The 24,870-nt window shown below is 35.9% G+C and carries 14 protein-coding genes and 2 tRNA genes; 8 read left to right on the top strand and 8 right to left on the bottom strand.

The annotated features are described in order from the left end of the window. Positions 1 to 130 precede the first annotated feature (130 nt). From AC07UM_RS19100 to AC07UM_RS19080, 5 genes are all read left to right on the top strand, one after another. Positions 131 to 1,714, top strand: a complete 1,584-nt coding sequence (locus AC07UM_RS19100) for a histidine kinase (protein WP_494681619.1) — start codon at positions 131 to 133, stop codon at positions 1,712 to 1,714. A 112-nt stretch (positions 1,715 to 1,826) separates the two neighbouring features. Further along, positions 1,827 to 4,412, top strand: coding sequence for a zinc-dependent metalloprotease (locus AC07UM_RS19095; protein WP_494681618.1), 2,586 nt, complete (start codon positions 1,827 to 1,829; stop codon positions 4,410 to 4,412). Between the two features lie 6 nt (positions 4,413 to 4,418). Continuing rightward, positions 4,419 to 7,751, top strand: a complete 3,333-nt coding sequence (locus tag AC07UM_RS19090) for a SusC/RagA family TonB-linked outer membrane protein (protein WP_494681617.1) — start codon at positions 4,419 to 4,421, stop codon at positions 7,749 to 7,751. Between the two features lie 12 nt (positions 7,752 to 7,763). Further along, positions 7,764 to 9,083: a RagB/SusD family nutrient uptake outer membrane protein gene (locus AC07UM_RS19085; RefSeq protein ID WP_494681616.1), complete on the top strand. Its 1,320-nt coding sequence runs from the start codon at positions 7,764 to 7,766 to the stop codon at positions 9,081 to 9,083. Positions 9,084 to 9,162: 79 nt separating this feature from the next. Further along, positions 9,163 to 9,924: a LytR/AlgR family response regulator transcription factor gene (locus AC07UM_RS19080; RefSeq protein WP_494681615.1), complete on the top strand. Its 762-nt coding sequence runs from the start codon at positions 9,163 to 9,165 to the stop codon at positions 9,922 to 9,924. Positions 9,925 to 10,090: 166 nt separating this feature from the next. Here the strand turns inward: AC07UM_RS19080 and AC07UM_RS19075 are convergent, their stop codons facing one another. The 3 genes from AC07UM_RS19075 to AC07UM_RS19065 form a co-directional block, all read right to left on the bottom strand. Continuing rightward, the gene (locus AC07UM_RS19075; protein WP_494681614.1) at positions 10,091 to 13,147 is read right to left on the bottom strand and encodes a non-ribosomal peptide synthetase; all 3,057 of its coding nucleotides are present in this window, start codon (positions 13,145 to 13,147) and stop codon (positions 10,091 to 10,093) included. Positions 13,148 to 13,361: 214 nt separating this feature from the next. After that, a tRNA-Phe gene (locus AC07UM_RS19070) sits at positions 13,362 to 13,434 on the bottom strand. A gap of 490 nt (positions 13,435 to 13,924) precedes the next feature. Further along, the gene (locus AC07UM_RS19065) at positions 13,925 to 15,274 is read right to left on the bottom strand and encodes a DUF3472 domain-containing protein (protein WP_494681613.1); all 1,350 of its coding nucleotides are present in this window, start codon (positions 15,272 to 15,274) and stop codon (positions 13,925 to 13,927) included. A gap of 573 nt (positions 15,275 to 15,847) precedes the next feature. Here AC07UM_RS19065 and AC07UM_RS19060 point away from each other — a divergent pair. Further along, on the top strand, positions 15,848 to 16,969 hold the full coding sequence (locus tag AC07UM_RS19060; protein ID WP_494681612.1) for a hypothetical protein: 1,122 nt from the start codon (positions 15,848 to 15,850) through the stop codon (positions 16,967 to 16,969). Positions 16,970 to 17,384: 415 nt separating this feature from the next. Here the strand turns inward: AC07UM_RS19060 and AC07UM_RS19055 are convergent. The 3 genes from AC07UM_RS19055 to AC07UM_RS19045 form a co-directional block, all read right to left on the bottom strand. Beyond that, positions 17,385 to 17,457: transfer RNA gene (locus tag AC07UM_RS19055), tRNA-Phe, on the bottom strand. 109 nt (positions 17,458 to 17,566) lie between these two features. Next, positions 17,567 to 19,408 (bottom strand): bifunctional lysophospholipid acyltransferase family protein/GNAT family N-acetyltransferase, encoded by a 1,842-nt coding sequence (locus AC07UM_RS19050; protein ID WP_494681611.1) that lies wholly within the window; start codon positions 19,406 to 19,408, stop codon positions 17,567 to 17,569. Between the two features lie 22 nt (positions 19,409 to 19,430). Further along, entirely contained in the window at positions 19,431 to 20,669 is a 1,239-nt protein-coding gene (locus tag AC07UM_RS19045; protein ID WP_124534038.1) for an aspartate kinase, read from the bottom strand. Between the two features lie 324 nt (positions 20,670 to 20,993). Between AC07UM_RS19045 and fbp the strand changes: the two genes are divergently transcribed. After that, on the top strand, positions 20,994 to 22,010 hold the full coding sequence (fbp, locus tag AC07UM_RS19040; protein ID WP_109737937.1) for a class 1 fructose-bisphosphatase: 1,017 nt from the start codon (positions 20,994 to 20,996) through the stop codon (positions 22,008 to 22,010). Continuing rightward, the gene (menC, locus tag AC07UM_RS19035; RefSeq protein WP_494681610.1) at positions 22,010 to 23,014 is read left to right on the top strand and encodes an o-succinylbenzoate synthase; all 1,005 of its coding nucleotides are present in this window, start codon (positions 22,010 to 22,012) and stop codon (positions 23,012 to 23,014) included. The genes fbp and menC overlap by 1 nt, the downstream gene beginning before the upstream one ends. A gap of 14 nt (positions 23,015 to 23,028) precedes the next feature. Here menC and AC07UM_RS19030 read toward each other — a convergent pair whose 3' ends face one another. Both AC07UM_RS19030 and AC07UM_RS19025 read right to left on the bottom strand, forming a co-directional pair. Further along, complete coding sequence (locus tag AC07UM_RS19030) at positions 23,029 to 23,196, bottom strand: bacteriocin-like protein (protein ID WP_494681609.1); 168 nt, start codon at positions 23,194 to 23,196, stop codon at positions 23,029 to 23,031. A 463-nt stretch (positions 23,197 to 23,659) separates the two neighbouring features. Then, entirely contained in the window at positions 23,660 to 24,790 is a 1,131-nt protein-coding gene (locus tag AC07UM_RS19025; protein ID WP_494681608.1) for an alpha/beta hydrolase, read from the bottom strand. Positions 24,791 to 24,870 lie beyond the last annotated feature (80 nt).

Genomic DNA, 24,870 nt, shown 5'->3' with positions numbered 1-24,870 from the left:
TTGTTAAAAAATAAGCTTGCTCACCGGTGGTTTTAAAGATAAAAATAATTCACTTTACGGTCCTGAAATCTTTGTTATATCTTTGCAAACGAATAATTTATATGTAGAGGAACCCACAATTCAGAGAAGCTTGAGTATTAATTTTAAACACGCCTTATCCCCAAAATATATTTACATCACCGCTCTATCTGCCTGCTTGATTGCAGTGGCAGCATTTGCCATTTTGAGTCTTCTGATCACTGAAGACAGCCGAAAAAATACCGATGATTTTGCGAAGAAAACATTCTTCCGAAAATATGAGTCGATAGAACATGAATTTAGAAATATTGAGGACTATCAATATCTGCTTCGTGCATTGATCCAGAAAGACGGTCTGAAGAATTATAAAGACTATTCTTTAGTTTTAAATGATTTAAACAAAAAAAGAAATCTGCTGCCCTACAGCTGGTATTATTATGAAAACAGGAGTTCAGGGAAATCTGAGAGCAATAATCCTTTATCAGATATTTTCAAAAATAAAGATGAAAAAGGAAAATCCATTATAATGAAAAATAATGGTCCGGGGCATTTTAAAGACCTTTTGATGACTAAAAAAGACAGTATATACTGGATAAGCTATGATTCTTTGATGCTGCCTGATAAAAACAAATTGTATTATGGTTCTACCGTAAGCCTGGATGATCTCCATCAATATTTTATCAATGTAGATAAGAGTTCCAATACCTATGCTTATGTCTTTACCAAAGAAGGAATCTGCATTACCCATCCTGAAAAAAAGTACATCGGGAAGAATATTTTTGATTTTACAGATATTAAATCTAATGATACTCTGACCAGCAAAACTGAAGCGGGATATACCAAAGGAGCAGCTGTTTCAGAGTATTTGGGCGTGGAAGTAACCCGTTTCATAAAACCATTGAAGACCGATAATTTTGATGGATATACAGTCGTGAATCATGTTAATTTTATTATTGATGAAAATATCAGCAAGATAAAAACCTACACCGTTTATATTTTTCTGGCAGCCTTATTTCTTATTGTCACAGTCTTCATTTTATTCCAGCGGGCAACCAATCTGGCATATCAGGAAAAAGAAAAAATACAGGCTGAAAAGAATTTATTATTGGTAGAGAACGAAAAGATGCACAAAGCTGAAGTGATCAATCAGCTTCAGCAGCTTAAAAATAACATCAATCCGCATTTCCTTTTCAATTCTCTGAATTCCCTTTATATGCTGATCGGAATCAATAAAGAGAATGCACAGAAATTTACCATGAATCTCTCTAAGATCTACAGGTACCTTATTGTGCCTCCAAAAGAGAATATTGTTCTGGTTTCGCAGGAAATTAAATTTATACAGCAGTATATGGAACTTCTGAAAAGCAGGTTTGATGAAGAGATAAGGTTTGAAATGATTATTAATGATCCTGAAAGTCTGGAAAAGCGGATTCCGTATTTGTCACTGCAGATTGTTACTGAGAACGCTATCAAGCATAATATTGCCACGATAGATCAGCCTCTGGAAATTAGTATTATTGTTGATACAGATGGGATCACAGTAAAGAACACCTGGCAGTTAAAAACTGAACCGGTGCAGGGAGAGAAATTCGGAATTGATTATTTGAATCAGGTTTATGAGTATTTTAAGAATAATCTTCTTCATATTTCTGTAGATGGTGAATATTTCATATGTTTTTTACCGTTAATGAAGTGAAAATAAAAATCCATTCACTCCCGAAAAATCACCGTTCACTCCCTAACATTATTTATATAATTCACTATACCTATAGCTTTGCTAGCTGAAACTAAGATATTTACTATTTGGAATGAATCGGACTATTTTAATGAAGAATTACAGACTGGCACTGTATTTAGGTCTTGCTGTGGCCTCACCAATGGCAATAGCACAGAAAAAAGATACTGTGAAGGTCAACAAAGACAAAACTGATAAAACAGAAACTTCCTCATCAAAGAAAACAAAAAAAATTGAAGACCTGATCAAAAAAGGAACCTATAAAAAGGGGCTTTTTAATACGATCCAGGTAAAAACGGATATTTATTTTGAAATTCCTGACAGCTTGATGGAACGTCAGTTTTTGGTGGTGAACAAACTTTCTCAGGTGCCCATGCAGGTCAATGAGGCAGGATTGAACAAAGGAATGAACTATGAAAATAAGGTCATCTCTTTCCACCGTGACCCTGTAGCTAAAAAGGTATGGGTAAAAACGGTGGTTCCTAAAGTATCATCCCCAAAAAATGATGCCATTACAAGATCTGTGAAAGACAACTTTTCAGAATCTGTAATCGAAGTCTTTGATATTGAAGCACAAAACAGTGATTCTACAGCAGTAGCTATTAAAGTCAACAAAGTTTTTGATGGAAATCAAAAGAGCTTTAATGATGTTTTGGCGAATGTTGGGTTGGGAGGATCTGTGAAATCAAGCCTTTCTTATATAGAAGGGGTGAAGACTTTTCCTAAGAACCTTGTGGTGAAGTCTCAGTTGTCTACTTCTGTAAATGAAGGTGGGGTAGATCTGCCGGTAACATTAGGAGTTACTACCAATCTGGTTCTGCTTTCTAAAATACCGATGAAACCAAGAGTAGCTGATTCAAGAGTAGGATTTTTCTCCGAAAAACACTGGTCGTTCAATGACAATCAGCAGAAAATGGATGAAAAGTTCTTCATTACCAAATGGAACCTTGAACCCAAAGATGAAGACAAAGAAAAATATCTGAGAGGAGAATTAGTAGAGCCTAAGAAACCTATTATTTATTATATAGACCCGGCAACCCCAAAACAATGGCGTGAAAAAATCATTGCCGGAGTACATGACTGGCAGGCGGCGTTTGAGCAGGCAGGATTCAAAAATGCAGTGATTGCGAAAATGCCGGATGAAAAAGATGAAGATTTTGATATTGATGATGTAAGATATTCTGTGATTACTTACGCCGCATCGCCAAAGTCAAATGCAATGGGACCCTCTGTAGTAGACCCGAGAAGTGGTGAAATTATCGAAGCAGATATCATCTGGTGGCATAATGTAATGACTTCTCTTCATGACTGGATGAGAATTCAGACGGGACCTATAGACCCGAAAGCAAGAGGAAATAAATTCAGTGATGAACACATGGGAGAAGCAATCCGTTTTGTTTCATCTCATGAGGTAGGTCACACTTTTGGATTGAAGCATAATATGGGAGCTTCTTTTGCATTCCCTGTAGAATCGCTTCGTTCCAAAGAATTTACAGACAAAATGGGTGGTACGGCACCTTCTATTATGGATTATGCACGTTACAATTACGTGGCACAGCCGGAAGATGGTGTGACAGCGATTACTCCGAAAATAGGTGTTTACGATAAATATGCTATAGACTGGGGGTATCGTTGGTATCCGGATGAGTTTGCTGAGAAAAAAGCGCTAAAAAACTTAATTGAAAAACACGAGAATGATCCGATGTATTTCTACGGTGAGCAGCAGAGCTACCTGGAAACCATTGATCCACGTTCGCAGTCTGAAGATTTGGGAGATGATGCGATGAAAGCCAGCGAATATGGAATAAAAAACCTGAAAGTTGTCATCAATAATCTTTTAAAGTGGACGTATGAAGATGGTAAAGAATATACAGATGCCGGAAAACTGTATCTGGGAGTTATCGGACAATGGGATTTGTATACAGGTCATGTGATGGCTAATGTTGGAGGGATCTATCTGAACAATACTGTTTTTGGCAACAAGAAGAAAGCTTACGAAGCAGTTCCTGCAGAAATACAGAGAAGAGCTGTTGATTATCTTGTTAAAAATGCGATCAACCTTCCGGAATGGTTATTCTTCAACCCGATTACAGAAAAAACGTATCCGGTTAAAGATTCACCAATGGGACCATTTGAGCAGACACCGTATACGCTTGCAAGAGGAATGCAGTATGCAAATATCTATTCTCTGTTGATGGATGACCGATTGTTGAGATTGCTTGAAAATGAATTGAAACAACAGGTTTCAGGTTCTAAAGAAGAGATCTACACGGTTGAAAACTTATTTGATCAGGTAAGAACAGCTATTTTCAATAAAAAAGGAAGTTTGACGATGCTTGAGAAGATGACCCAGAAAAATTATGTGGATGCTCTGATCGTTTCTGTAAACAAACTATTTGAAAAAACGGCTGTGAAAGGATTGAAAGTAGATGATACACTGAATATCCCAACCATCTGTAATTTCCATGAAGATGATCACGGTTTGAGGAATATCAATTATTCATCCATGAAAAGAGTATCTGAAGTCACTACATACAAGAGAGCGGAACTTCAGAAGGTTCTGGACTTACTAAACAGGACAAGATACAGAGGTGATGATGCTTCCAGAGCACATTACACAGATTTAATCATTCGTATACAAGAGGCTTTAAACAAATAAACGGCAATGAAAAAAACTCTAATACTTTTACCTCTTTTGGCTGCTAATATAGCAATGGCCCAGCAAAAGAAAACCATCACCGGGAAAATAGAAGACGGAAATACTTCTCATATCATTGCCGGTGCATCTATAAAAATAGAGACCCAGTCTGTTTCAACAAAAACAGAATTGGAAGGAATTATCGAAAGTGTATCTGTAGGTACAGTAGCCGATAAGGACGGGAAATTTATATTAGAAATTCCTGCAGATACAAAATCTGTATCAGTAAGCTATCCAGGTTATGAATCCCGGGTAATTCAGTTGAATGAAGGACAGACCAACTATACAATAAGACTAACTTCTGAAGTTACAGACAAAAATAAAATCCAGGAAGTAATCATCACTGGATATCAGAAAATTGAAAAACGTAAGCAGACCTCAGCGGTTTCTACAGTAAAAATGGACAACATCAGCCAGGCTGGTGTTGCCAGTGTAGACCAAATGCTGGCAGGTCAGATTGCCGGTGTGGCAGTAACTCCTGAAACAGGGGCTCCGGGAAGCCCGGCAAAGATCAGAATCAGAGGTACAGCTTCTCTTTCCGGTCCTCAGGATCCGCTATGGGTAATCGACGGTCTTCCGTTAGAAGGAAATGATGTTCCGAATTTTACCGATAAAGATAATATAGACCAGCTTCAGAACTTCTCTATCGCAGGGCTGAACCCTAACGATATTGAAGATATTACCATTCTTAAAGATGCAGCTGCAACAGCCATTTATGGAGCAAGAGCTGCAAATGGAGTAATTTCCATTACAACCAAAAAAGGAAAAAAAGGAAGCCTGAAGCTGAACTTCTCAGCAGATACTTTCATTACATCACGTCCTGATTTTGACAAACTGAACCTTCTGAACGCTTCCGAAAAAGTAGACCTGGAACTGATGCTTGCTAAGCGCGCAGACCTTACTTATCGTGCAGATAAAGGAGAAGTGATGAGAATTCTGACTCAGAACAGCCAGCTTGATGCTTTCAGAAACGGAGGTTTTGATGCGTTGAATTCATTCACACGCCAGCAGATCGACGGTTTAAGAAACGGCAATACAGACTGGGGTAAACTGTTGTACAGAAATGCGATCAACAAACAATATGGATTAAGTGTTTCCGGAGGAAGTGATCGTGCAGATTACTACTTCTCTCTGGGATACTATGATGAAGAAGGAACAACTATCGGTACAGGTTTTAAGCGTTACAACCTGACTTTAAAAAATAATTATAAATTAAGCGATAAGTTAAATGCAGGAATCTCTATTTTCGGAACGCAAAGTGAACGTGAATCATTTGTAACGGATGCTGATGCTTCAATAAACCCTGTTAATTATTCAAGAAATGCCAATCCTTATCTGAAACCTTTCAATGCAGATGGAAGTTACAATTATGATAAAGATATGGATGGCTTTGAGGACCGTTATATTCCTTTCAATTTCCTTGAAGAAAGAGAAAATACAAACTATTCACTGAAAAATAACTCTTTGAAAGCGATTTTAGATTTAGAATATAAAGCTTCAAAAAGTTTAAGATTTACTTCTCAGTTAGGTCTTCAGTATGATACCAATAAAACAGAAAAATTTGCTGCGGAGAATACCTACTTCACCAGAAAAATGAAAGAAAATACCCGTTACTATAAAGACGGTAAATACAATTACTTTCTACCAGCCGGTGCTGTAAAACAAAACTGGGATAACGATTTCTTCCAATACAACTGGAAACTACAGGCGGCGTACAGCACGAAGATCAATTCAAAACATGAAATTGATTTGATGGCAGGAACGGAAATCCGTAAAACAGAGGATAATACGACCATTACAAGAGCTTTTGGGTATGACCCAAAGACCAGAAGAGCTACGGCAATTGTTTTCCCGAATTCAGGTTTTGCGGCAGATAAAAGATATGAAACATACCGTGAGGCGGCTCCTATAGAGAATGCTTATGCTTCTATGTTTGCTACGGCATCTTACACCTACGATCAGAAATATACATTCTTCGGAAGTGTGAGATATGACGGAACGAACCTTTTTGGGGTGAATAAAAAATATAAATACCTTCCAATATGGGCCGTTTCAGGATCATGGCTGGTGACGAAGGAAGACTTCATGAAAAATATTACTGCGGTATCTAACCTTAGACTAAGAGCATCTTATGGTCTTCAGGGGAATATCGACAGAAATACATCGCCATTCTTTATTGGTGAATACAATGATGCAACGATTCTTCCGGGAATAAAAGAAGGAGTCATCAATGTTATCAGCCCGCCGAATGATAAATTGAGATGGGAAAAAACTACCAACACCAACGTTGGTCTTGATTTAGGATTGTTTAATAACCGTGTTAGCCTTACCGCTGATGTTTACAGCAGAAAAGGAACAGATATGATCAGTATGAGAGAAACTCCTCTTGAAACAGGTTTTGAATACACGATGATGAACTGGGGAAGTTTGACCAACAAAGGTTTTGAATTGGCAATATCTACAAGAAACATTAATCATGATAATTTCAAGTGGACTACTACGATCAACTTTGCACATAACAAGAGTAGAGTATTGAGCGAGCAGCCTCGTGACAACTCTTTTCTTCCTTCAAGAGAAGGTCTTCCTGTGAATGCTGTTTTTGCTTTGAAAACGGCAGGAATGGATGAACATGGAAACCCATTGTTCTGGAAAGGAGACCAGAAGATTTCAGTAGCAGAATTCTTCAAATTATATGATGTGTATGCAGATTTCCTTCCGGGACAGCTTGTAGATACGAAACTTTCAAACGCTGAACTTAGAAGCCTGTTTACCTATGTAGGAGATAGAGATCCGAAGTTTACCGGAGGTATTATCAACACATTTAAAGTACATGATTTTGATCTTACTATCTCCGCAACATTCAATCTGAAGCAGACAGTAATGAGAACACCTTCTTACAGAGGTATGGATTTGGATAGAGGAAGAAATTACACAAGAGATATCTATGAAGCAGGAGGTTCGCTTCCGGGAATTACTAGTCCTGATATGGACGCTAATCCGGATGGATGGATGGCGAACAAATGGTTTGCAGGAAACCGATCAAGCGCATACAATCTGCTTGATGTATGGGCAAAAGAGATCAGCTATATCAGAATCAGCAGTATCCGTTTAGGGTATACGCTTCCTAAAGAGTTTACAAATCCTATGGGGATCAGCAGTTTGAGACTGAGTGTTGAAGGGCGTAACCTGTTTGTATTCAGTAATGGATATAAAGGATATTTTGATCCGGAAACGTATGGTAATATTTATGCACAGCCTATCACCAAGTCGGTGACCGTAGGATTTAATGTTTCTTTTTAAAACTTGAGAAAAATGAGAAAAATTACAACAATCATAGCGCTTGCCGCAATCAGCTTTATCAGTATCGGATGTGACAGGTTTTTAGATATTCAGCCGGAAGGAAAGGTTATTCCTACCACCGTTGAAGATTACCGAAAAGTACTTACATCAGCCTATTCAAAATATCCCGTTCACAAATCGCTGGTAGCCCTTCGTACCGATGAGACAAGTATCGATGACAATGGAGTAGATTTTATTTCTTATCGTGAAATTGCGATGTGGAAGGATTCGAACTATGATTCTACATCTGCGGAGCTTCCTTGGTTAAGCTTTTATAACGTGAACTTCTATCTGAATCAGATTATTAATGAAGGAAGTAAGACAATGCAGGATTCTCCGGAAAGGAATCAGATTCTAGCAGAAGCATATGCTCTTCGTGCTTATTTGTATTTTGATATGGTGAATTTATATGGGAAACCATACAACAGTGCTACAGCTTCTACAGACAGAGGTGTTCCGATCAATCTTGAAATTGATCTTGAGGAGGTATTGAAGCCTTCTTCTGTGCAGGAAGTATACAATCAGGTTCATTCAGACCTTAAAAAAGCAGAAGATCTGATGGTAGAGCAGAAGCAGGCATTAGGAGTAAACTACAGATTCTCAAAGACAGCATTGCTGGCTTTTGAAGCAAGAACAGCTCTATATGAAGGAGACTGGAACAAAGCTGTAAACTATGCAGATCAGGTATTAGCAGTAAAAGGAGATTTGAGTAATTTGAATACAGCAAGTACTCCGCCTAACCATTATGCTTCCCCGGAATCTATCATGGCGTTGGACAATACCTGGGATAACTCTATAAAGAACTTATCTTTTGCCTCTCCCGAATTAATTTCTTCATACAATACTGCGGCAGATAAAAGGTTTGGCATGTATTTTGAAAAAAATGGAAGTAAGTATAAAGTCATTAAAGGAGGTAGCTTAGAATTCAAAGTATCTTTCAGAACAGCAGAGCAGTACTTTATAAAATCTGAAGCATTATTAAAGCTGAACAAACTGACAGAGGCTAAAGAAACACTTCTGAAAGTATTGAAAAACAGATATACACCAGACGGATATATTTCAGTACAAAATACAGTGTCTTCAATGGATTCTACAGCATTCATGAACTTTATCATGGATGAAAGATTCAGAGAATTTGCTTTGGAAGGACAAAGGTGGTTCGATTTAAGAAGAGCAAATCAGAAAAAAATAAGCCATACAATCAGTGGCAAAGAATATATTCTTCAGCAGAACGATCCGCGATATACCATTGAATATCCGATGAGTGCGAAGAAGAATAATCCTAATCTATAGAACTTCATATCAAATTCAATACAGAGGAAACCGCTTGAACTTAATTGTTCTAGCGGTTTTTTTGTACTTTTGCACCGTTATGAAAATTGCCATTATAGAAGATGAGCTGCTGGCTGTGAATTATCTGAAAAATCTTTTGGATACACAGAGCATAGTCCCTGTTACAGAGACTGTTATTCTTCGTTCCAAAAAACAGGCAATTGATTTTTTTGAAAAAGATTCTGTTGATCTTATCTTTATGGATATTCATCTTGGTGACGGGATGAGTCTGGAAATTTTCGAACATGTAGAGCTTTTTACCCCTATTATTTTCATTACTGCGTTTGATGAATATGCCATGAGAGTCTTCAGGCATTTTACCATTGATTACCTTCTGAAACCTTTTGAAGAAGAGGATTTGCATAAAGCTTTACAGAAATTTATTTCCATAAGAAACAATTTTGATCCCGAACCGGTGCTCAAGTCAATTTCCTCTTTGCGCCAGGTAGAAGATGAGGTCATGAAACGCTTTATGGTGAGAGAAGGGAATAAGCTTAAATCGATAGATGAGCATAACACTGCATATTTTTTTGCTTCCGGGAAATACCTTTTCCTTACCACAAAAGATTATCAGACTTATATCTATGATGATACCATTAAAGATATTATTCAGAAACTCAACCCGGATATTTTCTTTAAAATAAACCGCAAGTTTATCATTAATAAGGAAGCTGTTTCCGAAATCATTAAACATTCCAGTCAGAAAGTAGAGCTAAGACTCTCTCCGGAACCAGAGGTGAATGCTGAAATTTTTATCAGTAAAACACAGATTGCGGAGTGTCTGAACTGGCTGAATAAATGATCTCGTTTTTTTTAATATATAATTTCTTCTCAGATCATTCAAACTTTTGCCAATTCCCAATTTTGAACTGATCGCTAATTCCATTACTCTGATTTTGCATATAAAACAGAAAAATCTCTAAAATGAATTAGAGATTTTGAGTTATTTTGAATGTCATTGGTGATTTTTAAATCATCTTCATATACCTTAAATAGGCTTCCATAACTGGCTTATTAAAAATGGCGGGTCTGATATCTGTATCTTCTAAGAAACGCTCCGTATTATGGCTTTTAAAATAATAGGTGTTTTCATAAGCTTCAACCAGGGATTTTCCTTCATGAATATCATCAGAAAATAGATAAAGTAGGGCATACACAGGTGTGTCATGATTTCGTTTCCATTGTTCAAACCAGGTTTCAAAATCTAAGCTTTTCATTTCCAGCCCGCAGTAATCAGTGATGCGTACACAAAAATCAGTAAGAGACAGATCATGTTCCGGTAAAGGATTCAAATTAAAGTTGAGTCCTACTGCATCCGGATTCTGACTGATGTGAGCAATAGATTTGCAGACATAATCTACAGTAATCACTTCATCTTTCAATCCCATTACCAGAGGAAATGCTTTTAATTCAATACAGGAACGCATCAAAGAGCTCCACCATTGGTTTAACGGAGTTGCCCCGGTTTCTCCATGGCAAACTACAAACCCTAAACGGAAATTAATCAAAGGGAGACCTTTGTCACGGGCTTTGGAAGCCATGCTTTCCATGACCCATTTACTACGGATGTATCCCATATCACGGCATACGGCAGGTAAATTTTGTTCAATAGGATCATCTTCATTCATCCATGTTTTTCCTGTAAAGCTTCTGCCCCAGCTGTAAACGCCCATTGATGATGATATGATAAGGAATTTTGTTTTTTCGTGCACTGCCAGGTGTAATATATGTGCCATTCCGTCAACATTTGGTTTTTTGATATGTTCATAGGGTTTTACATAGCTTACATCGCTTCCCATATGGTAAATTACCTCAATGTTTTTCAGGAGATTTCCATACAGTTTATCATCAATACCCAGATTCGGCTGCGTCAGGTCACCTAAAACAATTCTTATTCTATCTTCAAACTCTGTTTTCCATACAAGTTTGAATTTTGAAAAAGTACTTTTGATGCGTTCTAATCCAAAATCTTCATTCTCGGCTCTTACAAGACAGTAGATAATGGCGTTTGGGTTTCGGGGAATGAGTTCTTCCAGTAAATGTGAGCCTACAAAACCAGTAACTCCTGTGAGGAAAATTGCAGATGGATCGGCTAAAATTTTGGGATCCGGCTGTACCGTAATCTCAAAATCAAATGGAAGTTCTGCATCTTTTATAAGCTGTTCTTCCACAAGAAGGGCCTTCTCCTGCTGACTAAGCTGATTTTGTATCAAGCGGGTTTCAGCTTCTTTTACAAAAAGAGATATGGTTGAAAACTGATACAGTTCCGGAAGTGATATTCTTTTCTGGATGTTCAGCGGCAAACGGGAATGCATTTGTCCAAGCATTAAAGAATGTCCCCCTAATTCAAAGAAATTGTCATTTTCATTTATTTCATCCATGTTCAGTAAATCCATCCATATTTCAGTGATTTCCTGTTTGAGATCTGATGTATCCACCTTTTCTTTCGTCTTTTTCATGGTTTGCTGCAAAGGAATGTGAAGTTTGCTCTTGTCAATCTTTCCAGTAATGGTCAAAGGAAGTTTGTCATACAGTATGATCTTTTCAGGAAGCATATAAGTGGGGAGGCTTTGTTTCAGTCTTGAACGGATGTCTTCCAGTGTAATATGTTCTTTATCTGTTTCATAAAGTTCGAGAAATGCAGCAAGAACAGGTTGTCCTTGTTCCGGACGATGAACTTTAACCGCGACATTTGCAACCTGTGCAAGTTGTCCTATATGATGCTCAATTTCTTTTAATTCAATTCTGTAACCTCTTAATTTCACCTGTTCATCCAGCCGTCCTACAAATTCAATATTGCCGTCTTTTCTCCAGAATCCACGATCCCCTGATTTATACAATCTGTAGTTGATCCCGTGATCAGACTGCATCCATTCAGGGGCATCAATAAATACTTCTGATGTTTCCGCGGGCTTATTGATATATCCTTTCGCTACTTGCTTACCACCGATATAAATTTCACCGGTAATACCTTCACTCACATATTCAAGATCCTGATTCAGGATGTGAATATGAGCGCCTTCCAATGGTTTTCCGATGATATGGGGATTGGTATCATCCTGGAAATGGTGAGTTACAACACTTACGGTTGTTTCAGTAGGGCCATATACATTAATAAGGCGTACTCTGCTGCACCAGTTTTTTATGGTCTGCTCCGATGGAACTTCACCTGCAATTGAAAGGGTATGCAGATCTCCGATGGGAAGATTGGTTGGCAACGTACTCAGTACAGCGGGCGGAAGAAAAGGAACCACCTCAATTTTATGATCAACGATAAAATCCAGTAGAGGTTTTCCTATGATTTTGTTGTCAGGATACAGAACAATGGTTGCTCCTGTAAACAGCGGTACCCATATGTCAATAATAGAAACATCAAATCCGGCTGAGCTGAACTGAAGCGTTTTATCTTTGGCGGAATACCCCCAAAGCTCTGTGAAGGATACTATAAAAGTATAAAAAGCTTCATGATGTATTTCTACTCCTTTAGGAATTCCTGTACTTCCTGAGGTATAAATGATATAGGCTGTCTGCATCAGATCAATGTCGTCAGGATTGATGTCAATATGATTTTCTGCAGTTTCATTGGCTTGCTGGTTTATATTAATCAATTGAGTTTTGATCTCTGCAAATTTATCGACATACAGGTTTTCAGTGATGATAAGTTCAGCTTCTGAGTCTTCTATGATCATTTTGATTCTGTTTGAAGGCAGTTGTCCGTCAATAGGGATGTATGCTGAACCTGCCTTCAGAACAGCCAGAAAAGAGACAATGCGCTCTACAGATTGGGACATGCAGACTGCAATAGAAGCTCCCTTTTTTAAGGATGAGTTCAGAAGATAAGCCGCGAGTTGATCAGATTGATAATCCAATTCTGCATAGGAAATACTCTTGCTTTTAGAAATAATAGCTGTTTTTTCGGGAAAAGAACGGCTTACTGCTTTGAAAATAGAAATTACATTTTTAAACTGACTTTGTTTAATGCTAAATTCATTATTAACATTTTTTTGAAGGCTTTGGTGTTTCATGATTTTTATTTTGGTGTTATTATTTATTTTTAATTTATTAATAATTATTTATGTTTAAATATAAATCAATTTTATAAATAAATCCTTATTGTGTGATTAAATTTAAATAATCATAGAAAATACCATCAGCCTTGATGTATGAAAGAGATAATGAAAAGAATTATTGAGAGTGTAAACAACAAAAAAACCTCTAAAATGAATTAGAGGTTTTAAGTGGTTTCTCCAGGAATCGAACCAGGGACACATGGATTTTCAATCCATTGCTCTACCAACTGAGCTAAGAAACCATTTATGTTTTTGTTTATTACTTCGTTGTTTTAAAGTGATGCAAAAGTATAACATTTTGTAATACCGCGCAAGTATTTTATTATATTTTTTTGAATAAATCTGCTGTTAGAGCTGGCTTTTGTATTCAATGTTCTGTTCATCAGTGTTTTGATATGCTTTACTTTTTTTGTTTTTTTCAGGAAATTATTTTTAATTGTTTCTTGCAAATGTATTTTTAGGGGGGAATTCAGTAAAGAGTTTTTATCAGCCCTAGAAGTAGTATCGTTCCCTGTAATTTATAGCTGAAACATTTTTATTGTTGCTGTCTCTGTAAAAAACTGCATTCCTGATAGAGATGTTTGCCCCATTCACGAGCTAAGAAGTCAATGTGAGTATTGCATGTACTACGTTGTTTACAGCAGTTATACTATGTAATTAAAATTGAAAATGTACATCATAAAAAAAGCCAGTTCTCATAAGTTAACTGGCTTTTATTTTTAAGTTATAATTTTAAGGAAGTGTTGAAAAATTAATGCTCGGGGCCTGCGTAGGGGCAGTAACGGAAAACTGTGAGTCGGGAGCAACAGTTGTATTAAAGAATCCTCCATTTTGCAAAAAGAAAGAATTACTGCTTGTTCCTCCTATTGCATCTATTCTTTGTTGTGCATTATAAGTGTTATCTACACTAAAATTTGCTTCGGAAATAGATACCCAGCTGCCATCTGAAGTTCTTGCCCATTGATTTTTAAACTCTGCTTTTCTTCCCTGATATCCATTTTCAGGATTGAAATTCTCAACGAAACTGTAGAAGTTTTTAAGATAAGTACTGGTTTCAGGTCTCTTCCAGCTGGCAATCAGCTTCCATGTCGTAGCATCCGGTGACAAAAACCAGGCTGTAAAATCTGTTTTTCCATTACCATCCGGTTCCCCTTTTAATAAGAATTTATAAGTTTGTCCTGCGCTCCAGTTGTATTTATAATAGCTTTGTCCACCAGAGCCCTCATTGCCAAACTCTCCGATTGTTACTCCGGTACCTGCTCTGTTCAGAACTATTTTGTGATCAGGAGGAATGTTATTAGGATCATCCGTATCAAAGGGGCTCCATACAGAGAACAGAATTCTTCTTTCTGTATCAGAATTCACCTGCATTCCAAAATAGCCCGCACTAAATCCATTGACCATAAAATAAGAGCCAATCTTATCTTCTCCTACAGGAACTGCTACTTCGTTGTAATAATAGCTAACATTATTGGTGGTTGGAATTATATAATTCAGGTGGCAGGAAGGTCCTCTGCGCGCCCAATAATAGTATGAAGGATCATTACTGTACACATTAGTTCCTGTAGAGGCTGCCCCAGCGAAAGTAACATCTGTGACATCTGCAAAATAACCACCGGTTTTAGAAACACCCTGAAGATCAACTTTTACATAACCTGGAGTGGAAACGGTAAAATCTCCAACGGTATATTCCTTATACGTAGATCCCGTTAAAGTAACATTCTTGGATGTGCTGCCTACAGTTACTTTTACAACACTTGTACCTGAAGGAACAGAGGCTTTTAATCCAATGTTTAATGTTCCTGTATTACTCACTCTGAAATAGGTGCTGATGACACTATTGGAGTTCGTCCAGTTGCCCAAGCTGCTCGAGGTGATAACCTCGTTGGCAGCCGAAGGTTTTACCGTTAAAAAAGAATTTCCGGCAACAGGAACACTGAAAGACGGTGCATGCCTTAAAGCTGAGGCATTTTTTTTTGTAGCAGCAGTGTCTTGGGTTGCTATAGTAGTTTCTGTAAAGGATTGAAAAACGAGCAGAGCAGCGATACCCAGAAAAGTATCTGCTAATAATTTTATTTTCATAATAGTATTTGTGATTTTGTTTTACTGCACTAAATTAAGTTTTACCTGTCAAATAAAAAATTAATTATCATTTTTTTGATTTTTTTTTAAGGTATAACGGGAAAAAAAATTAATTACGAAAAGATTTAAAAATTTAAAAGAGAAAGGAAAAAAATGATCTAGATCAAAAAAATGAGGGTGTAGAAGGTTGCTATAGCATACCTTATTGTGTTACTCACTTATTTGATGCTTCGGTTGGAGAGAAAGGATAAGAATGGCTTGGAAAAAATATAGATCAGTTATAGCTTTTAAGTAAATTACTAAGATTCTTATACTTTTTCATGTGTTCTGAGAAAATTTATGCATAGCCCTATTACGATTTGATAGTATTATTTGCATACCCTTGCAAAGCTAATCATGACCGTTTTTTATTAAGTCTCTAGATTATAAATAAATAATTATATTAGCGACAAGTTTAACGAAATACGGATATACTATTTTTTTACGAAATTTTTATATCTTTTTGCTTCATAAAGAATAATGCTAAGCTTCATTTTGTACAAACAAAAACCGAAAAAGATTAATAAAAAAACTATGAACTCAACCGAAGTAATAAATAATACAAAATGGTTTTCGAAATTTTCATTATCTTTTTTAGCAATTGTAGGTACGATAAATACTGCTCTTTTTATAATCTCTCCTCTTTTACCCTATAAAATTTCACAGTTTATACTCCCTGCCGGATTTTTTACATTAGGATTAGCAATACTATTCTCAATTGGTTTTTCTTTTTATTGGCATAAAAAAGAAAATAATGGAACTTTTAATTCTATAAAATATATTACTTGGCTTTCAACATTATTACGTTATTGGATTGCATTTCTACTATTAGATTTTGGCTTTCAAAAAATATTTGAAGTTAATTTTAATTATTCATATCATATAAATGATTCTTTATCAGGTGTATTAACGGGTCCGGAGTTAACCTGGAAGTACTATGGATTTTCTTACGGACTTGCTGTAATTGTGGCTTTTTTTCAAATCATTGGTAGTATTCTTTTACTATTCAAACGTACAACTTTATTAGGCATTACAATACTTTTACCTGTAATGCTGAACATTGTTTTGATTAACGTTTTTTATAATATTGGACCAATTACATTATTTACATCAATCCTAATAACATTAGGCTTGGTTAATCTATTTTTACAGCAAAAAGTTAATATAATAAACTTCTTTAATCAATACAAAAATAGAGCACCATCAATCGGTAATAATTTTTCACGCTCAATTGCTCGTGTGTTATGTATTCTAATTCCTTTATTATTTGTTATCTACTATAATTATGACGTTCACCTTTCAAAAAAATATTTTGGAAAATGGAAGGTCACGTCGATGTTTCGTAATGGAAAATTGGTTAGAGACAATGAATGGCAACAAGATACTTTGGCTTGGAAAACAATTTATATTGAAGAAAGAGGAAAAATGTATTATTGCCCAAACCCATTTATGTATGTGGATAGTACTTCAATATTTATGAAATATCATTACGATGATAAAAAACAGAGTTTTAAGGTTATATCTTACGAAAAGAATCCGAGTAAACCTGATACAATTCCTGTTCAGATTAACAATTTTAGAAATAGTTCAATGCAATGGAAGATGATTTTTTACAAGGATACTATTCAAATGAAGTTAAAGAGAGAAAATTTTTAACTTACACGCCTTCTGGGAAAGCTTTACTGATGTTATTTAATATATAATTTAGGCTATAGTATTCAGTATGAAATTTTTTCCAAACAATTTGCAGTTCTTTCCCTTTTTCTTCAAGAGACACATTTGTCTTATCAAAGCACTGTTTTCAATTACAATTTTTTGTAATTATATTTGAAATAATAAACCTCTTTTATCGGTTGGTTATGACCCCATCAATTTCCATATAAATATGATATTTTGTCATATTACTTTTTGAACCCACTAGTCAAAATGTTCAAATTTTGGATAGGTGTGCTTTGATGGTGGTGTAGGGTTGGAAATTTGCTGAGTATATAAATTTTATTGTGGAAGCATGTGAGAAAAGTATGCTTATAAAAAACAAAAAAACCTCTAAAATAAATTAGAGGTTTTAAAGTGGTTTCTCCAGGAATCGAACCAGGGACACATGGATTTTCAATCCATTGCTCTACCAACTGAGCTAAGAAACCATTATATTTTTGTTTGACTTACTTCGTTGTTTTAAAGTGATGCAAAAGTAGCAAGTTTTAGTATACAAAGCAAGTAGTCATCGTACTTTTTTTGAATAAAGTTAAAAACTTACTGATTATCAGCCGGATTATTTTCCTGCTCCTTTCTGATCTGTTCGCTCATCTCTTCCAATACCGGTTTTATCGTGTTTTCTGGAAGATCACTGATTCGGATATACATCAATCCATCGATCGCATCATTAAAGTTAGGATCAACGTTGAAAGCAATTACTTTAGCATTTTGTTTGATGTATTTCTTGATCAGAACAGGAAGTCTCAATTCCGGTTCAAGGTCATCAATAATCTTGTCCAGCTTATTAAGGTCAGATTCCATTTCCTCAAAGAAAATGTTTTTATCCCTGTCACGAAGCTTTACTTTATATTCATTCCTTGGAGTGATATATTGAGCTACTGCAGAATCAAAATAATTGGAACGCATAAATTCGATCATCAGAGATTTTGAGAACTCCGAGAACTTATTGGAGATACTCACGCCACCCATCAGGAACTTATGATCAGGATTTCTCAGACAGACATGTACAATTCCTCTCCATAAAAGGAAAAGAGGAAGTGGCTTCTGCTGATACTCCTGGCAGATATAGGCACGGCCCATTTCAATCACTTTTTTGAAGAAAGGATGGATATCCTGCTCAAACTCAAATAAAGAGCTTGTATAGAAGCCTTTGATGCCATATTTTTTCATCACCTCTCTACCGAGTGCCATTCTGTAAGCACCAGCCAGCTTTTTCTCACCATTGTCCCAAAGGAATAAGTGGTGGTAATGTTTGTCATATTCATCAAGGTCAAACGGAAGGTTGCTTCCTTCACCTACTGCACGGAAAGTAAGCTCTCTCTGACGTCCGATTTCCCTCATAATAGAAGGGATTTCTTCGTATGTCGTGAAGTAGATCTCATAATTTCCGTTACTGAACAGCATTTTATCAGTTCCTCTCAGCTTATCAACATCTTTTATGATATCTTCCACAGGAGTCTCATCAATAATATTCTGAACGATATTTTCTTCCTTTAACAAAGGAAACTTTACGGATAAATTCTGAAGATTGATGCTTTGAGCAAGGGATTTTCTCTTTTCGTAGTAAGATTTCATCATATACACCTTACGTTTCAGAAATTCGCCTAATTCCTCAATCGTTTCCATTTCGTCCATGGCCTTTACAGTGATCGGTCGTCCGATTCTGATTCTGATTGGCTTTTCCCTGTCATTCATCATTTCAGCCGGAAGCATCAAGGTCTGCAAGTTCGGATGAAGCTTCGCCACCTGATAAAAAAGTCGGCTGTTCTTAGCATGGAAATACATAGGAACTACCGGCACTTTAGCCATTCTTATGAGCTTAAGTGCCGTTTTTTCCCATTCTTTATCTAAAATTTCTCCGTAAGGATTGTTTTTGTTGGAAACTTCTCCCGCCGGAAAAATACCTACACAGCCTCCGTTTTGCAAATGCTTGAGCGTTTCACGCATTCCTGAAGAGCTGCTGTAAGCTTCTTTTCTACCTTCAAAAGGGTTTACTGCGATTACATACGGTTCCATAGGTTTGATCTTTTCCAAAAGGAAATTTCCCATCACCTTAAAATCCGGACGAACCTCAGATAAGACTTTGCACATCAGAATCCCGTCTATAGCACCCAGCGGATGATTAGAAACCAGTATAAATGGTCCCGTTTTGGGAATCTTTGCCAAGTCTTCTTCAAAAGCTATATAGCTTAGGTTTCTTTCTCTTACAAATGAGTCGAAAAAGTCTTTGCCTTCCTTGTCTTTTAGTTTGTCGTATAATTTATTTACTTCGTTTATTTTAGCAATGCTCATCACAGCAGATGCTACTGGGTTCTTTAGAAACCCAATTTTATTTAAGCCGGAAGCTTTGATCAGATCGTTTTTCGAAATTAAACTCATGTGTGTTTAGTCGCAATTAATATTATTGTGTTACCATTTGAAGAGTATTCTTGGAAATTTGTTCCAATAATACATTTTTTTCATGGTAAAATTTATCAATGTGATCCATCTTCGCATTTCTTACTGTGAATAAAGATACATTTTTAATTGTTTCGGTTTTAAAAATTTTTTGAAGCTCTTCTTCGAGTTCTTCAATATGATTAAACTTATCTTCAAGGCATAGTGCCAGGGAAATTGCAGTATTCTGCATTAGGGAAACTTTGATCTTATATTTGGATAAATATCCGAAAATTAAGCTCATATGATCTTCTGCAATAAAAGAGAAGTCTCTGGTAGAGATTTTCAAAAGATCCTGATTTTCTTTTAAAATATAAGATTCTTCGTTTTGGTTTTTCTCGGAAGCACCTACTTTTGTTCCTTCTTTAGTAGGATCTACAAAAGATTTTACGTAAAAAGGAATACTTTTTTGCTGTAGGGGCTGTAATGTTTTCGGGTGAATAACGCTTGCTCCGTAATAAGCCATTTCAATAGCCTCTTCATAAGAGATATTAGAAAGGAGAGTCACATCATTGAATTTTCTTGGATCTCCGGTCATTACTCCTGGTACATCTTTCCAGATGGTCATAGCTTCAGCATTTAAGCAGTAAGCAAAAATAGCCGCAGAGTAATCAGATCCTTCTCTTCCTAACGTCACCGTAAAATTGTTGTCGTCGGAACCTATGAACCCCTGGGTTACATAGCAGATTTCAGGATTAAGATTTGAAATAAATTCTTCAGTTCTTGTCCAGTCTACTGTACCTTCTCTGTATGAATTATCCGTTTTAATATAATCTCTGGCATCTAACCACTGATTGGTAAACTGGATCTCATTCAGGTATTCACTCAATATTTTAGTAGAAATCATTTCTCCACAGCTTACCACCTGATCATATACGAAGCTGTAGTTAGGAGACTTATTTCTTCTTAAAAAAGAATCGATATCATCAAAAAAGAGATTGATTTCAGCGAAAACCGCATGATTTTCAGGGAAAAGTCCTTCCGCAATCTCAATGTGTTTTCGTTTTATCTTCTCAATCTCGGTTTGATAGTTATCTTTTTTGAAATAAAGTTCTACAACTTTTTCCAACTCATTCGTCGTCTTGCCCATTGCTGAAATGACCAGCAAGCATTTGGCAAATCCCTGGCTTTTTAGAACCATAGACACGTTTTTCACACTTTCAGCATCTTTTACTGATGCTCCACCAAACTTGAAAATTTTCATTAAATTGTTAAAAATAAAATTGTTAGATAAAAAATTACATGAGTTTTTTACGGACGTCAAAATTATAAATTTACAACGAGATATGAAATAGCCTAGCGGAATGATAGAATTAAGATTTCCTTAAAATCAATAATTGTTGAAATAATCTGATTTTTTCATAGGTCTGGAATAGCAAATTGGGGGATATTATTTTTTGTAACTGCTTCATATTATGTTGTATTTGGTTTGTATTGTGTTGAAATACAGTGGGTAATCTCTTTTGTAATTAAATTTTCTTAATGCGATAAATTTTCCGAAATTTGGGCAAAACGTAAAAAGAAAAATATGTCAAATCAACCATTACAGACTTTAGGAGAATTTCTTATAGATAAGCAGGACGATTTTCAGTATTCTACAGGTGAATTCTCTCGTCTTCTGAGTGCCATAAGATTAGCTTCGAAAGTGGTAAACAGAGAAGTAAATAAAGCCGGAATTGTAGATATAACAGGAGCTGCCGGAAACCAGAATATTCAGGGTGAAGAACAGCAGAAATTGGATGTGATCGCTAATGAAATTTTTATTACGGCTTTGTCTCAAAGAGAGGTTGTTTGTGGTATTGCTTCTGAAGAAAATGATGATTTTATTGATATTAAATGTGGAGAAAATGGTCATTTAAGTAAATATGTAGTACTTATCGATCCTTTGGACGGATCTTCCAATATTGATGTTAATGTTTCTGTAGGAACCATTTTTTCTATTTACAGAAGAGTTACAGAACCTGGAACTCCCGTACAATTAGAAGACTTTTTACAAAAAGGAATCAATCAGATTGCTGCAGGATATGTTATTTACGGTTCTTCTACAATGATTGTTTATACGACCGGAAACGGAGTAAACGGATTTACGCTGGATCCTTCTTTGGGAACTTATTATCTTTCTCATCCTAATATGACTTTCCCAAGAACGGGTAAAATATATTCTATCAACGAAGGAAATTATATCAAATTTCCTCAGGGAGTAAAAAACTATCTTAAGTATTGCCAGATGGAAGAAGGAGACCGTCCTTATACATCAAGATACATCGGTTCTTTGGTAGCAGACTTCCATAGAAACATGCTGAAAGGAGGAATTTATATTTATCCTTCTTATTCACAGGCTCCAAATGGTAAATTAAGGTTGTTATACGAATGTAATCCGATGGCATTCCTTGCAGAGCAGGCAGGAGGAAAAGCAACAGACGGATTCAGAAGAATTCTGGAAATAGAACCTACAGAACTTCACCAGAGAATTCCGTTCTTCTGTGGAAGTATAGAAATGGTAGAGAAAGCAGAAGAATTTATGCGTATCGACAGCGTAAAATAATGGAAGCAAATTATTTACAATATTTATTACAATTTAAGCGCCCGAGTGGAACATCTCGCGGCGTTTTGCTTGATAAGGAAACCTTTATCCTTACTATTTCTGAAGGCGGAAGAAAAGGAGTAGGAGAATGTGCTATTTTCAGGGGACTGAGTTTTGATGACAGACCTGATTATGAAAACAAATTAAAATGGCTTTGCGAAAATATCAATCAGAATAACGCTTTTTTGAAAGAAGAACTGAAAGAATTTCCGTCAATCTGGTTTGGATATGAGCAGGCTATTCAGAATCTGAAATATGGAGGCAGTCTTTATTTTCCAAGTGAGTTTACTGAAGGAAAATCTGCCATTACGATCAACGGTCTGATATGGATGGGTGATGCAGGGTATATGGAAGAACAGATTCAGGAGAAACTGGAAAAAGGATTTCACTGTATTAAATTGAAAATCGGTGTCGATTGGAAATCAGAACATGTTATTCTTCAGAAATTAAGAGAAAAGTTTTCCAAAGACCAGCTAGAGCTTCGTGTAGATGCCAACGGAGGATTCAGTAAAGATGAAGCAGTTACCGTTTTGCAACAGCTTGCGGATCTTCACATTCATTCTATTGAGCAGCCTGTCAAAGCTGGAAACTGGAATGATATGGCAGAATTATGTGCAAAAACACCCACTCCAATTGCATTGGATGAAGAGTTAATAGGGATTATTGATCTTGAAGAAAAGAAAAAGCTTTTAGAAAAAATACAACCCCAATATATCATTCTGAAACCTGCTTTGGTAGGGGGATTTTCCGGTTCGGATGAATGGATTTCTCTTGCTGAAAATCAGAATATAGACTGGTGGATTACTTCAGCGTTGGAAAGTAATATTGGCTTGAATGCTATCGCTCAATATACATTTACAAAAAAAAGTCCAATGCCTCAAGGTTTGGGCACTGGAGCTTTATTTGTCAATAATTTTGAATCCGATCTGGAACTCAGAAATGAGCTGCTATGGTTCAAAATATAACTGAGAAAAATTAATTAACATGATGGAGCAGGTGAATCCGGGCATGTAGCCTGGCCACAGTAATCAGGGGCCCACGATCTACAGCACATGGCAGCTGGGTTCCAGCTGTTGCATCCAAGAGGTGGTCTTCCTCCTTTGATCGTCTTTAATTCTCCTCTTTTGATTTTTTTTAGATTTTTCATGTTTAATATTTTATTTGATTGATAATCAAATGTCGAAAACTTTTTTCAATTATACAACATACAGGGAATTATTTAGCTATATTTAACAATATGGCGAAAATTATTATATAGATATTAAATATCAGGATGAATAGGTAGAGAAGTAATCCGAATACTAAAAATGAAAATACATTCCTGCATTAAATTTGTAGGAAGTGTAATCAGTTTTCAATTCTGTTGAATGGCTAAAGTAGTTTTTTATCGGATAATTAATGTTTAGAGGTTGTTATTCAGTTAAATCACATCTTTTACGAAGATGGCCTTCTTTATATAGTTTAAAATATAAGAAAACCTTTTTTTAATTTGTTCCATAATAAAAAATTGTAATTCCCTATAGTTTGAATTGGCAATCTTTATGCCATACTCTAGCATTGAATTAATTTTAACATAGAGTTCATTTTTTAAAGTTTATTTTAATTATTTGTTAAGAAATAATTGTGAAAATATTTTCGTTATTCTTTGTTCTATTGGTAATAAGGTTTCTGTCTATTCCATTTAAATTCTGAATGATATCATTCTGTACCTGTGAGCTCGAGAGATATCCCCAATGATGTCCTACTTCATATTTTAAGCTGTTTAGAAGGTCGTCTTTCACAAACGTACAATCAATAATAGAAACAATATCCTTATAACGGTCAATGTCACTCGGTCCGTTTTTACCCAGCCTTGGTGTCAGAATATTTTTAGTGAATTGAGAAATGCCTAAAACGGCATCCTGTCTGTTGAGATAAATAGAAATCCGGTTGGCTAATAAAGGCAATTTATTAAAAGAATCTTCAGAATCTTCAAATACTTTATAAGTCACATCTGCATTTAACAGCAACACCTGATCTATGACACGAAGTATATTTTCACGTTTAAGACTGTACAGCATGCTTTGAAGGACTCTGTTTCCCAAAGAATGGGTCATGATATGAATTCTTTGGTTGCAGGGCACAAGATCTCTGTTTGAAAAAATATCCTTTAAAAACTGGGTATAGAAATAAAACATCCTCATCAGTGATGCTCCGGAATTGATACTGGATGCCTTATCATCAAAATAACTTAACGGAATAATACTTCCTGAGGCAGGCCAGCTTACGAATAAAATATGTTCTACAGGTGATGCCGGATTATCAATGAATATTTTCTTAAGGTCTAGAATAGCTTTTAATTCATCATCAAAATCATACAAATAGCCATGAATAAATATCAGTACATCACTCCTTTCTTTAGTAGAAGACATATTTTTATACAGCTCATAGAACATTCTCTGAGTTCCGCCCAGATTATTGGCTGTAAGAGAAGAATTTTTAACTCCTTTTTCGTTCAACAGAACATCTAAAACATCTTGATACCCTTGTTTTTCGGGTTCGGAGAACAGTTTGTAGTTTACAATATTCCTGTTGGTGTAATCTTTCTTTTTTTTGGCTTGTGCAGTGGGTTCTTTATAGTTTTCAAAATCACATTTAGCAATCCTGAAATTGGGAATTGAGTATTCATCATTAGAAAAAGAGTCCACTTTTTCGCCTTTATGCCGGATGATTTTCCGGTTGCTTAAGATATAAACGGCCATGATTAGTTTTTCATAAAGTTATTAAAAATAATGATTGAAAATACCACTTTCGGGTGATTTGCATCAGATTTCAGTTTCAC

The organism is Chryseobacterium sp. GW821-FHT04C04, from assembly GCF_059420365.1.
Note: the sequence above shows the minus strand (reverse complement) of the source record. Positions and strands in the feature narration are given on the sequence as shown.